Consider the following 12,844-nt stretch of genomic DNA (forward strand, 5'->3'; position numbering starts at 1 on the left):
TAGAAGCCGGAGCCGCCGGAAAGGCTGCAGAAGTTGTGCAGGTCCTGTGAAGAAGCTCTACGTCTGGTGGACGTACGCCTCGAGCTGGTCGCGCTCGAAGGCGAGCTGGTCGATCCGGTGCTTGACCAGGTCTCCGATGCTGACGATGCCCACCAGGCCGCCGTCGGGGGAGACGACCGGCATGTGCCGGATCCGGCGCTTGGTCATGATGCCGAGGATCTCGTCGATGGTGGCTTCGGGGACACAAGTCTCGACCTCGGCGGTCATGATCGAGGAGACCTCGGCGGCGAGCAGCGCGTCGTTCTCGTGGAGCCGCCGCACCACGTCGCGCTCGGAGACGATGCCGGCGACCTCGGTGCCGTCGCCGCTGACGACACAGGCTCCGATGCCGTGCTCGGCGAGCACCCCGAGCAGGTCACGCACGGTGGCGGTTGATGCGATCGTGACGACTTCTGCGATCGCCTTGCGAGTGAGTACGTCCGCGATCTTCATGCACCAACGGTAGCGGCCGTGACGTACGTCACGCCAGGGTCTGTTCGGGAACGCCTACTCGGTTCCCGGACGGCGGAACGCGGTGACGGATCCGGGCTGCGCGGCCGGCCAGTCGGCGTCGTTGTTGCCGTCGGGCAGACCGCCGAGGAAGGAGAGCACCGCGTCGTGCAGGTGACCGTTGGTGGCCAGCGCGTTGCCGCCCCATGGCCCCGGGTCGCCGGCCAGCGAGGTGAAGGACCCGCCGGCCTCGCGCACGATGATGTCCAGCGCGGCCATGTCGTAGAGCTCCAGCTCCGGCTCGACCGCGATGTCGACCGCGCCCTCGGCCACGAGCATGTAGGACCAGAAGTCGGAGTAGGCACGAGTGCGCCAGCAGCTCCGCATCAGCGCCAGGAAGTCCTCGAGCCGATCGCGCTCCTCCCAGCCGTGCAGCGAGGAGTAGGACATCGAGGCGTCCTCCAGGCGGCGTACGTCCGAGACCTGGCAGCGGGTCGACTTCATCAGCGACTTGCCGGTGTGGGCGCCCTGGCCCTTCGCGGCCCACCAGCGCCGACCGAGCTGGGGCGCGGAGACGACCGACATCACGACCTCGTTGTCGACCGCGAGCGCGATCAGGGTGGCCCAGACCGGCACGCCGCGCACGAAGTTCTTGGTGCCGTCGATCGGGTCGACGATCCAGCGTCGGCTGGAGGACCCCGAGGACCCGGACTCCTCGCCGGTGATCGCGTCCCGCGTACGCGCGCGGGAGAGCGTACGCCGGATCGACTCCTCCACGGCCTTGTCCGCGTCCGAGACCGGGGTGAGGTCGGGCTTGTTCATGACGTGCAGGTCGAGCGCCTTGAACCGCGACGTCGACAGCGAGTCGGCGTCGTCGGCCAGCAGGTGCGCCAGCCGCAGGTCGTCGTTGAAGTCAGGAGTGCTCGCCACGAGGGTTCACTCTAGTGGCTCCGCTCCCGAAGCGGTCCCTCCCCTGGTAACCGGTTCCCCACGAAAACACGGGCCGGGGCATCGAGGGGTCCCCCAGGTCAGAGCGCGTACGTCGGCACCGAACGTGCCTCGAGCAGGCGACGGAACGAGGCGACCCGTTCCTGATCGAGCCGGCCGTCTGCGACCGCGATGTCCAACCCGCACTCCGGTGCGTCAGCGGCGTGGGAACAGCCGCGCGGGCACTCGGTCGTCGCCTCCTGCAGATCGGGGAAGGAGACGATGAGCCGTTCCGGCTCGACGTGAGCCAGCCCGAACGTACGGATCCCCGGGGTGTCGACGATCCACCCGGCCCCCGGAAGCCGCAGCATCAACGCCGAGGTGGAGGTGTGCCGACCCCGCCCGGTGACGGCGTTGACGTGCCCGACCTCGCGCCCGGCGTCGGGGACGATGGCGTTGACCAGCGTCGACTTGCCCACGCCGCTGTGGCCGAGGAGGACCGAGGTGCGTCCGTCGAGCCTGTCCCGCAGCGCACTCATGTCGCCGCCGCGCTGCGTCACCACCCACGGCACCCCCAGGGACCGGTAGGTCGAGACCAGCGACTCCGGATCGGCCAGGTCGGCCTTGGTGATGCACAGCAGCGGATCGATGCCCGCCTCGTAGGCGGCCACCAGCGCGCGGTCGATGAACCCCGTGCGCGGCTCGGGGTCGGCGATCGCGGTGACGATCACCAGCTGGTCGGCGTTGGCGACCACGACCCGCTCGACGGGGTCGTCGTCATCGGCGGTACGCCGCAGCACCGTCTCCCGGGGCTCGAGCTCGACGATCCGCGCCAATGCTCCTTCCGCGCCCGAGGTGTCGCCGACGACCTTGACCCGGTCGCCCACGACCACACCCTTGCGGCCGAGCGGACGGGCCTTGACCGCCCACACCTCGATGTCGGGCGCCTCGTCCATGACCAGCGTGAACCGGCCGCGGTCCACCGTGATCACGCGGCCGAGGTCGGCGTCGTCGTAGCTGGGCCGGTCCTTGGTCCGCGGCCGGGTGCGGCGCCGGGGACGGTCGTAGTGCTCGACGTCCTCGGTCCCGTAGCGCCGCTGTGCCTTCGCCATGTCGTCAGAACAAACCGGCCCAGAAGGGCGCGAAGTCGGTGAAGGTCTTGGAGGTGGTGGTGATGTTCTCGACCAGGACGCCCTCGACGGCAGCCCCGATGATCACACCGGCGTGGGCCATCCGGTGGTCGGCGTAGGTGTGGAACACCCCGCCGTGCAGGGCCGCCGGCCGGATCGTCAGCCCGTCGGGATGCTCGGTGACGTCGGCCCCGAGCGCTCCCAGCTCGCGCGCGAGCGCGGCGAGCCGGTCGGTCTCGTGGCCACGGATGTGGCCGATGCCGGTCAGGTGGGAGGGCGTCGAGGCGAGCGCGCACAGCGCGGCGACGGCGGGGGTGAGCTCGCCGATGTCGTGCATGTCCAGGTCGATCCCGGTGAGCTGCTCGGGGCCGGTCACGGTCAGCCCGTCGTCGCTCACCCGCACCTCGCAGCCCATCAGCGAGAGCACCTCGCGCAGCTGGTCGCCCGGCTGGTCGGTCGCCTGCGGCCAGTCGCGCACCGTCACCGTCCCGCCCGAGACCGCGGCCAGCGCCAGGAAGGGGGCCGCGTTGGACAGGTCCGGCTCGATGGTGCGATCCAGCGCCTTGATCGACCCCGCGGCCACCGTCCAGCGGTTGGCGTCGGAGTCATCGACCGCGACGCCGTGCTCGCGCAGCATCGCGACCGTCATGTCGATGTGGGGCAACGAGGGAACGGGCTTGCCCTCGTGGCGTACGTCCACCCCCTGCTCGTAGCGCGCCCCCGCGAGCAGCAGCGCGCTGATGAACTGGCTCGAGGCCGAGGCGTCGACCACCACGGTTCCGCCGGGCACCGCACCGGCGCCACGGATCGTGAACGGCAGCCCGTCGCCCTCGATGTCCACGCCGAGATCGCGGAGCGCCCGCAGCACCTCGCCGACCGGCCGGTTGCGCATGTGCGGGTCGCCGTCGAAGGCGACCGTGCCGGTGGAGAGCGCGGCCACCGGAGGTACGAACCGCATCACCGTCCCCGCCAGCCCGCAGTCGACGTCGGCATCGGCGCCGAACGCGCCGGGCGTCACGGCCCAGTCGTCTCCCGAGGTGTCCACCGAGGACCCCAACGACGTCAGCGCCGCCGCCATCAGCAGCGTGTCGCGGGACCGGAGCGCACGACGTACGACGCTGGGCCCCTCCGCGATCGAGGCGAGCAGCAGCGCCCGGTTGGTGAGCGACTTGCTCCCGGGCAGCGACACCGTCGCGGTCACCGGACCGTGCGCCCGCGGTGCCGGCCAGGGGTCGGCCGGTCCGTTGGCATGGTCAGCGGCACGGTCGGTCGTCGTAGTCACAGGTCCAACTTTAGAGGTTTCGCGAGCACAGGCCGCCGTCGGTCGCCGGGGATGAAATCACCCGATCCCGATCGCCTTCAGGAAACCCTTCCAGGTCAGACCGCCCGTGGCGGCACCGCGCTCGACCTCGGGCGTCGAGCTCGGGTCGGCGCTGCCGCTCGGCTCGACGGGGCCTTCGGGCAGCGAGGGGCTCCCGCTGGGATCGCCCGGGATGCTGGGAAGGTCCGAGGACGGCGTCGGCACCTGCGGTACGTCCGGGGTCGTCGGCGGCGTGGGCACCTGCGGCACGTCGGGAGTCGTGGGCGGCGTCGGCACCTGCGGTACGTCCGGCGTCTCGGTGGGCGTCGGCGTCGGCGTGGGTGTCGGCGTCGGTGTCGGCTCGGGCGCGGCGGTGCCGCTGGCCGAGTCGGTGTTGTTGGTGGCGTCGCCGTCCTCGTAGCCGATGGGCTCGATGCCGGCCTCGAAGGTCCACGTCGCCCCCGCGACCGGGACGAAGGCGAAGTGGGCGGCTTCGCCGTCACCGGCGAGCGTGCACTCGTAGGTGACCGTGCCGTTCACCGGCATCGTGGTGACGGGAGCGCCGCAGGCGGACCAGGCGAATCCAGGTCCGAAGTAGGGCGAGGCCACGCCGCTCATGGTGATCCGGAGCGTCGTCGAGAGGCCCTCAGCAGCCTCGGGGAGACCCTCGACCGTGACGATCACGTCCTCATACTCGTGCAGGTCGGAGACGCCGGGGATGGTGAAGATGCCGCCCGCACCGGACTCGTGACGGTGGCTAACCTCGACTTTTGGGTCGTTCTTCGGAGCCTGCTCGAAGGTCACCTCCACAGCACCGACGTCCTTGCCGCCGTGGCCGTCCGAGATCCGATAGGTGAAGGTGTCGCTGGCGCCGTCGTAGCCCGGGCTCATCGTGTAGACGACCTTGCCGTCGGCGATCTCGGCGGTGCCGTGCGCCGGCTGCGCGACGATCTCGAGCAGCTCGAGAGCGTCGCCGTTGTCGTCGATGTCGTTGGCGAGCACGTCGATGGTGGTCGTGGCCGAGCTCGGCTGGTTGCCGTTGCCGTTCCCGTTGTTGCCCTGGCCGTTGCCGTTGCCGCCGGTCACCGTTGCGGTGGCGGCGTCGTCGACGGCCTTCGGGTCGGCGTTGGGAGTGGCGACGTCGACGGTGCCGGCGACGTCGCCGCCGTTCCCGTCGGTGAGGACGTACTCGATGGTGTCGGTGCCGCGCCAGCCGATGTCGGCCTGGTAGGTCACCGTGGTGACGGGGTCGCCGGCCATCCGCAGACCCCCGAAGATCGCGCCGCTGACGCTGCCGCCCTTACCGCCCGAGGGAGATGCGCCGCCCAGGGTGACGGTGCCGTGGGCGGGGGAGGCGACGGAGGCCTCCTTGACCGAGAGGGGGTCGCCGTTGGCGTCGGTGGCTCCCTGGGTCAGGTCGATCACGGTCTTGCCGCCGGGCTGCCCGCTGATGGTGGAGAGCGGCGAGGTGATGACCGGCGCCTGCTGCGTCTGGGCGGGAGCGGTGTCGGCGGGCGGGTCGGCCGGCTGGTCGGCAGGAGGCGCCGCTGCCGGCGGCGCCGCGGGGTTGTCGGCGGGAGGTGCGGGCGGGGCGGCGGGGTCGGCGGCGGGAGGTGCGGCCGGGTCGGCCGGGGCCTCGGCGGCGGGCTCCTCAGCGGCGGGCACCTTCGGGGCCGGGTCGCCGCCGGTGAGCGCGAGCCCGGCGGCGACGGCCGCAGCAGCCGCGACACCGGCACCACCCGCGACCGTACGTCCCACGGGGTCGCCCAGCACCCAGTCCTTGACCCGCCCGAAGAAGAGCACCAGGCCACCCTTGGCCGCGACGCCACCACCGACGGCGAGGTAGCCCGCGCCGGCGGAGCCGAGCAGGGCCGGAGCGAGCCAAGCGCCCATCCCGGAGTTGACCTCGGTGAGCTCGAGGTAGATCGCGGTGCACGGACGGCAGTCCTGCAGGTGGTCGTCGACCTTCGTCGAGTCGCGCTTGGACAGGCCGTTGCGGATGTAGGCACCCAGGTTGGCGCGCGTGGTGGCGCAGGCCTCCTCGCCGGCGTCCTGTGCGTGCATCGAGATGAACGCCTGCTTGAGACCCTCGCGGGCACGGTAGGCGAGCGCGGAGACCGAGTTGGCCGACATGCCGAGCATCGGTGCGATCTCGGCCGGCTTCTGGCCTTCGACCTCGGTGTGCCACAGCACCTGCTGCCAGCGCTCCGGAAGCTGCTGGAACGCCTTCGCGGCGGCCTGGTTGTCGAAGCCCGAGACCGCGGTGTCCTCGAACGGCACGCCCGGGTCGAACGGCGTCAGGTCGTCGGTGGTGGTCAGCTTCGAGGCGGCGCGGATCTTGTCCACGTGGAGCCGGCGCAGCGAGGTCAGCAGGTAGGCGCGGAAGGCCAGGTCCGGGCCCCCACCCCGCTGCAGCACGTTGAGCACCTTGGCGAACGCCTCGGAGACGAGGTCGTCGGCGTCGCCCGGCGAGACCAGCTGGCGGGCGAGGCGGCGGGCGGCCTCGACATGGCGCTCGAACAGCGTCCCGTACGCATCCAGGTCACCGCCACGGACAGCGGTGATCAGCTCGGCGTCGCCAGGGGCGTCGAGGGTCGGTAAAGAGGTGGGGGTCGATTCGCTCACAGCACCAGAGACGTTAGAAGGACGGAGGTATGACGCGGGTTGCGCCGACGGGAGACATGCGTTGTGCTAACGACTGCGAGAGCCCGCACGTCACGCCCTTTCCCCGGATCTGACAACAAGTTGCGCGACGCCCAGAAAATGTGGGTCGCTACCGCGTCATGGTTGCTGATTTCGTACGTCACGTCCATGTGCAGCGCGATCGGCCAGCGCGCGCACCACTGTATCCATGACCCAGCGATTTTGGACAAGGAACGACACCAACGCCAGGAAACACGAGGAAAGAGGTGAGTTGTGCGGCTGTTCTCCCGAGGTCGGCGTGCGCCTGCAGCCACCTCGCCTGAGATCACAGAGCTCTCCGACGAGCAGCGCGCGGCGCTCCCGCCGCGGTTCGAGGCCGTCGCCGAGGCGCTCGCCGAGCGCAGCAGCTACGTCGCCGAGGCCTGCTGGGTCGCCGGCCACGATCTCGCCGAGTCGGGCGTCTCCCTCGGGGAGAGCCTCGAGGACCTCCGGATGACCACGCAGGCCGTGGAGGATCGCGACCCCGCCTTCGCAGAGGTGCACGCGCTGTCGGTCGCCTGGAGCGAGGCGACCCTGGGCTATCTGCACACCATCTCCTGCGCCGACCCGCTCACCGGTCTCGCCACCCTCGCGCACCTGCGCGAACGCATCTCGGACCTCTACCGCGAGGCGACGGCACGCAGCCACGCCCTGGTCGTCACCGACGCCCACCTTCCGGGCGCCCCCGGCGGGAAGACCGACAGCATCGCCACCGCCCGCCGGATGTCGCTGCTGGGCCAGACCGCCCGCTCGGTCTTCGCGACCGCGGCCGCGGTCGGACAGGTCGGCCACAGCCGGATGGTCGTGGTCGCCCCACGTGACGAGACGCTGGTCAAACGGCTGGGACTCCTCAAGCGGATGGTCGAGCACAGCGCCGACCGGATCTGGATCGAGGGACTCCCTGAGAACGACACGTCAGCCGGCCACCTGCTCGACGAGCTCGCCCGCGGAGCCTAGAAATACCGCCGAACACCGTCGGCGCCCGGCGCTAAGGTGAACGTATGTGCGGTCGTTACGCGTCCAGCCGCCAACCCGACGAGCTGGCCGAGGAGTTCGAGATCGATGAGCTGCGCCTTCAGGAGCCGCTCACCGAGAGCTACAACGTAGCCCCGACCAACGACGTCTATGCCGTCCTCGAGCGCCCGCCGCGAGAGGAGGACGCGCCCACCGAGCGCCAGCTCCGTTCCGTACGTTGGGGCCTGGTCCCGTCCTGGGCCAAGGACGTCAAGATCGGCAACCGGATGATCAACGCCCGGATGGAGACGGTGGGCGAGAAGCCCGCCTACCGCCGTGCGTTTGCCAAGCGCCGCTGCCTGCTCCCTGCCGACGGCTACTTCGAGTGGTACGCCACCGACGCCAAGGACGCGAAGGGCAAGGCGCGCAAGCAGCCCTACTTCATCACCCCGAAGGACGGGGGAGTGCTGGCGATGGCCGGGCTCTACGAGCTGTGGCCCGACCCCGCCAAGGCCGAGGACGACCCCGGCCGGTGGCTGTGGAGCTGCACGGTGATCACCACCGAGGCGGAGGACTCCCTGGGGCGGATCCACGACCGGATGCCGCTCATGGTGGAACGTGAGCGCTGGGACCAGTGGCTCGACCCGACCCGTCCGGGCGACCTGGATCTGCTGACCCCGGCGGCGCCCGGCCGGCTCGAGGCCTACCCGGTCTCGACGCTGGTGAGCAACGTACGCAACAACGGTCGCGAGCTCGTCGAGCCGCTGCCGCTCGAGGAAGCCTGGGGATGACATGGGTGGAACCACGACGCAGATGATCGACACGCCCTACGGGCAAGGGCGGCTCTACACCCGCCGGGCGCGGCGACCACAGGCGACCCTGCTGCTCTCCCACGGTGCCGGCAACGGCATCGACACCCACGACCTGATGGCGCTCAACGACGCGCTGCCCGCCCAGGGGATCACCGTGGTCCGCTTCGAGCAGCCCTGGCGCGTCAAGGGGAAGCCGGTGGCCACGCCGCCCAAGTCCTTGGACGCGGCGCTGACCCTGGCCGCCAACTGGATGCGGGTGCGCACACCGCTGGTGGTCGGAGGTCGTTCCGCCGGGGCCCGCTCGGCGGTCCGTACGGCACGCGGGTTCGGCGCCGCGGGGGCGCTGTGCCTGGCCTTCCCGCTGCACCCGATCGCCAAGCCGAGCATCTCCCGTGCCCACGAGCTGCTGGAGTCCAGGGTGCCGACGCTGGTGCTCCAGGGCACCCGGGACAGGTTCGGCAGGCCCGAGGAGTTCCCGGAGGGGATCGAGGTCACCCCGATCCCGGGCGCCGACCATTCCCTCGTCGTCGGCAAGCGTGGCCCGATCTCGCAGGCCGACGCCGACGCGATCCTGGTCGAGTCCACCCTGGAGTGGCTGGTCCGCGAGGTCATCGTCTAGTCGGCGGTGCCTGGCGCCGCTAGGGTTTACCACGTGGTAAATCCCCCTCGCCTGCGCAGCCAGGACTGGTTCGACAACCCGTCCAACCCCGCGATGACGGCGCTCTACATCGAGCGCTACATGAACTGGGGTGTGACGCGCGAGGAGCTCCAGTCGGGCAAGCCGGTGATCGGCATCGCCCAGACCGGCTCGGACCTCTCGCCGTGCAACCGGCACCACCTCGGGCTGGCGCAGCGCGTACGCGACGGGATCCGGGAGATGGGTGGGATCGCGTTCGAGTTCCCGGTGCACCCGATCCATGAGATGGGGAAGCGGCCGACGGCGGCGCTGGACCGCAACCTCGCCTACCTCGGTCTGGTGGAGATCCTCTACGGCTATCCCCTCGACGGGGTGGTGTTGACGACCGGGTGCGACAAGACCACGCCGGCGTGCGTGATGGCGGCGGCCACGGTGAACATCCCGGCGATCGTGCTCTCGGGCGGACCGATGCTCAACGGCTGGCTCAAGGGGGAGCGCATCGGCTCGGGCACGATCATCTGGAAGGCCCGCGAGCTGCTCGCGGCAGGCGAGATCGACGAGGCGGAGTTCACCGAGCTGATCGCCTCCTCCGCGCCCTCGCCCGGCCACTGCAACACCATGGGCACCGCCGCCACGATGAACAGCCTGGCCGAGACCCTCGGGATGAGCCTGCCCGGCTCGGCCGCGATCCCGGCGCCGCATCGCGATCGCGGCCGGGTCGCCTACCTGACGGGCCGGCGCATCGTCGAGATGGTGCACGAGGACCTCAAGCCCTCCGACATCCTGACCAGGGACGCGTTCGAGAACGCGATCGTGGTGAACTCGGCGATCGGAGGCTCCACCAACGCTCCGGTCCACATCAACGCGATCGCCCGCCACATCGGGGTCGATCTCGGCATCGAGGAGTGGGAGACCCTCGGACACCGGATCCCGCTCGTGGTCGACATGCAGCCCGCCGGCAGGTTCCTCGGCGAGGAGTTCCACCGCGCCGGCGGGGTGCCGGCCGTCGTCCACGAGCTGATGCGTCACGGGCTGATCCACGAGGATGCGCTCACCGTCAACGGACGGACCATCGGCGAGAACTGCCGCGACACGGTGAGCGAGGACGCCGAGGTGATCCGCGGCTTCGACAACCCGCTCGTGGAGCAGGCCGGCTTCATCGTGCTGAGCGGAAATCTGTTCGACAGCGCGATCATGAAGACCAGCGTGATCTCGGAGGAGTTCCGGGAGCGCTACCTCTGCGACCCCGAGCACCCGAACGTGTTCGAGGGCCGGGCGATCGTCTTCGAGGGGCCCGAGGACTACCACGCCCGCATCGACGATCCCTCGCTCGAGGTCGACGAGGGATGCATCCTGTTCATCCGCGGTGTCGGCCCGATCGGCTATCCCGGCTCGGCCGAGGTCGTCAACATGCAGCCTCCCGCCGCGCTCATCGAGCGTGGTGTGCACTCGCTGCCGTGCGTCGGCGACGGCCGCCAGTCCGGCACCTCGGGGTCGCCCTCGATTCTCAACGCCTCGCCCGAGGCCGCCGCCGGAGGAGGTCTGGCGCTGCTGCGTACCGACGATCGTGTGCGGATCGACCTCACCACGGGAAGGGCGGACATGCTGGTCCCGGACGACGAGCTGGCCGAGCGGCGCGAGGCGCTCGGGGAGTTCCCGGTGCCGGAGTCGCAGACCCCGTGGCAGGAGATCCAGCGGTCCATGGTCGGCCAGCTCGCCGAGGGCATGGTCCTGGAGCCTGCGGTGAGGTATCAGCGCGTGGCGCAGACCATGGGCACCCCCCGCGACAACCACTGAGGGAGCAGCCGATGCACCTTGTCCGATACGACAGCGGGAGCGGCCCACGGGTCGGCGTACGTAGGGACGACGCGATCACGCCGGTGAGCGCCGTGGGATCCATGGCGGATCTCCTCGCGATGCCGCTCGAGGCGCTGCGGGCCACCGTCGAGTCCGCCTCTGCGGCGCCGGTCCCGGTCACGTCCGTACGTCTGCTCGCTCCGCTGGACGGGCGGGCCGAGCTGTGGTGCGCGGGGGTCACCTACGCCCGCTCGCGCAGCGCCCGGATGGAGGAGAGCGCCGAGCAGTCGGTCTACGACAAGGTCTACTCCGCGCAGCGACCCGAGCTGTTCCCGAAGGCGCCGGCTTGGCGCCTGGTCACCGACGGTGAGCCGGTCGGCATCCGCGCCGACTCCGGCCACGACGTACCCGAGCCGGAGCTCGCCGTCGTGCTCAACGCCCACGGCGAGGTCATCGGCTACACCGTCTGCAACGACATGAGCTCCCGCTCGATCGAGGGCGAGAACCCGCTCTACCTGCCCCAGGCCAAGGTGTACGCCGGTGCAGCAGCGCTCGGGCCCGGGATCCGGCCCGGGTGGGAGGTCCCCGACCCCACCGGCCTCGCCATCACCCTGGTGGTCCGCCGGGGTGAGCACAAGGTCGTCGAAGCGGAGACATCGTCGGACCAGCTCGTACGTCCGATCCAGCAGCTCGTCGAGCACCTGTTCGCCGCCAACGACTTCCCCGACGGTGCGGCGCTGACCACCGGCACCGGGATCGTCCCCGACATGGACTTCAGTCTCCGGCCCGGCGACGTGGTCGAGATCGAGGTCGCCGAGGTCGGCAGGCTCGTGAACCGGGTGGAGATGGGGAAGGAGCCGTTCGGATGGCTCAGCCGTTGAGCGTCTGAGGCGTCGTCGCGGGCCGCCGCGTCGCGGTCTCCGTGGTCCCGGAGGTGGTCCCGCCGGAGGACTCGCGCACGATGACGTCGAAGGCGGCCTTGTGCAGCCGTGCCGGCCGCGGTGACCCTGCGCCCCACTCGATGCGCTCGACGAGCATGCCGACCGCCGTCTCCGCGATCTCCGCGCGGCCGGGGTCGATGCTGGAGAGCGAGGGCATGGTCAGGTGGCTGATGGTGATGTTGTCGAAGCCGATCACGGCCACGTCGTCGGGCACGACGCGTCCCGCTTCGCCCAGAGCCCGGAGCGCCCCCAGCCCGAGCGCGTCGGTCAGGGTGAAGATGGCGTCGAACTCCAGTCCCGACTCGATCAGCTGCCTGGCCGCGTCGGCGCCGTCCTCCGGGTGCCACGGCGCGACGACGCGCTCGAGCCGGGGGTCGTGCTCGATCCCGGCGGCCGCCAGCGCTTCCCGGTAGCCCTGGATCCTCAGGTTGGAGGGCCCCAGCTGTCGGGTCTCGTCGTGGGGATGGGCGCCGATGACGGCGATCCGCCGGCGCCCCAGCGAGATCAGGTGATCGACGGCCGCTCGGGCGGCGCTGACGTTGTGCATCGTCACGTGGTCGGTGGGTCCGCCGAAGATCCACTCACCCAGCATGACCATCGGGAAGTCGACGTACGCCAGCAGGTCGCGGTCCTCGGTGCCGAGTCGCTCGGGGCTGAAGAGCAGGCCGTCGGTCTGGGGGAGCCCGTGGGTGAGGAGCTCGATCTCGTGCTCCCGGTCGCCACCGAGCTGTCCGACGATGACGCTCAGCCCGCGCTTGGCGGCGGCCGCGATGACCGCGTCGGCCAGCTCGGCGAAGTAGGCCTGCCTCAGCTCCGGCACCGCCAGGCCGATGACGCCGGTGCGGCCGGAGCGCAGGCCGCGCGCGGAATGGTTCGGCCGGTAGCCCAGCTCGGCGATCGCCTGCTGCACGCGGGCACGCGTGTCCGGGTGCACGTTCGGATGGTCGTTCACCACATTGGACACCGTCTTGGGCGAGACGCGGGCCACGGCAGCGACGTCGCGCATCGTCACAGCCATCGTCGCCTCGTGTTCCCTCGTGCCCCCGGTTCAGGGGCAGCCTACCTCGGTATTTCGCGTCGGCCCCGCCCGCCCTTTCGGACACTCCGTGTGGCGAATGTCACGTTCGGGTCTTGACAGGGTCTGAGGTGCAGGACAAGGATATACGCTGATTACC

11 protein-coding genes are annotated in these 12,844 nt (G+C 70.7%); 5 read left to right on the forward strand and 6 right to left on the reverse strand.

Annotated features, from left to right (window positions below; translation table 11 throughout):
• Positions 1 to 57: 57 nt before the first annotated feature.
• From ACZ6WN_RS21225 to ACZ6WN_RS21245, 5 genes are all read right to left on the reverse strand, one after another.
• Positions 58 to 492 carry a CBS domain-containing protein gene (locus tag ACZ6WN_RS21225; protein ID WP_357341019.1) on the reverse strand — a complete coding sequence of 145 codons (435 nt, stop codon included), beginning with the start codon at positions 490 to 492 and terminating at the stop codon, positions 58 to 60.
• Positions 493 to 546: 54 nt separating this feature from the next.
• Complete coding sequence (locus ACZ6WN_RS21230; protein ID WP_465867364.1) at positions 547 to 1,419, reverse strand: inositol monophosphatase family protein; 873 nt, start codon at positions 1,417 to 1,419, stop codon at positions 547 to 549.
• A gap of 98 nt (positions 1,420 to 1,517) precedes the next feature.
• Positions 1,518 to 2,528, reverse strand: coding sequence for a ribosome small subunit-dependent GTPase A (gene rsgA, locus ACZ6WN_RS21235; RefSeq protein ID WP_465867366.1), 1,011 nt, complete (start codon positions 2,526 to 2,528; stop codon positions 1,518 to 1,520).
• 4 nt (positions 2,529 to 2,532) lie between these two features.
• Positions 2,533 to 3,828 carry a 3-phosphoshikimate 1-carboxyvinyltransferase gene (aroA, locus tag ACZ6WN_RS21240; protein WP_465867368.1) on the reverse strand — a complete coding sequence of 432 codons (1,296 nt, stop codon included), beginning with the start codon at positions 3,826 to 3,828 and terminating at the stop codon, positions 2,533 to 2,535.
• Between the two features lie 57 nt (positions 3,829 to 3,885).
• Positions 3,886 to 6,471 carry a sigma-70 family RNA polymerase sigma factor gene (locus tag ACZ6WN_RS21245; RefSeq protein ID WP_465867370.1) on the reverse strand — a complete coding sequence of 862 codons (2,586 nt, stop codon included), beginning with the start codon at positions 6,469 to 6,471 and terminating at the stop codon, positions 3,886 to 3,888.
• A 291-nt stretch (positions 6,472 to 6,762) separates the two neighbouring features.
• Here ACZ6WN_RS21245 and ACZ6WN_RS21250 point away from each other — a divergent pair, with 291 nt between their 5' ends.
• The 5 genes from ACZ6WN_RS21250 to ACZ6WN_RS21270 are packed head-to-tail and all read left to right on the forward strand — an operon-like array spanning position 6,763 to position 11,609.
• Positions 6,763 to 7,485 carry a hypothetical protein gene (locus ACZ6WN_RS21250; RefSeq protein WP_465867371.1) on the forward strand — a complete coding sequence of 241 codons (723 nt, stop codon included), beginning with the start codon at positions 6,763 to 6,765 and terminating at the stop codon, positions 7,483 to 7,485.
• Between the two features lie 44 nt (positions 7,486 to 7,529).
• Entirely contained in the window at positions 7,530 to 8,273 is a 744-nt protein-coding gene (locus tag ACZ6WN_RS21255) for an SOS response-associated peptidase (RefSeq protein WP_465867373.1), read from the forward strand.
• A 1-nt stretch (position 8,274) separates the two neighbouring features.
• On the forward strand, positions 8,275 to 8,913 hold the full coding sequence (locus tag ACZ6WN_RS21260) for an alpha/beta hydrolase family protein (protein ID WP_465867375.1): 639 nt from the start codon (positions 8,275 to 8,277) through the stop codon (positions 8,911 to 8,913).
• Between the two features lie 33 nt (positions 8,914 to 8,946).
• Complete coding sequence (locus tag ACZ6WN_RS21265) at positions 8,947 to 10,728, forward strand: IlvD/Edd family dehydratase (protein ID WP_465867377.1); 1,782 nt, start codon at positions 8,947 to 8,949, stop codon at positions 10,726 to 10,728.
• A gap of 11 nt (positions 10,729 to 10,739) precedes the next feature.
• Complete coding sequence (locus ACZ6WN_RS21270) at positions 10,740 to 11,609, forward strand: fumarylacetoacetate hydrolase family protein (RefSeq protein WP_465867379.1); 870 nt, start codon at positions 10,740 to 10,742, stop codon at positions 11,607 to 11,609.
• Here the strand turns inward: ACZ6WN_RS21270 and ACZ6WN_RS21275 are convergent.
• Positions 11,599 to 12,687, reverse strand: coding sequence for a LacI family DNA-binding transcriptional regulator (locus tag ACZ6WN_RS21275; protein ID WP_465867380.1), 1,089 nt, complete (start codon positions 12,685 to 12,687; stop codon positions 11,599 to 11,601). The two genes, ACZ6WN_RS21270 and ACZ6WN_RS21275, sit on opposite strands and share 11 nt — an antisense overlap.
• Between the last annotated feature and the right edge of the window lie 157 nt (positions 12,688 to 12,844).

Source organism: Nocardioides sp. NPDC054178, from assembly GCF_055585005.1.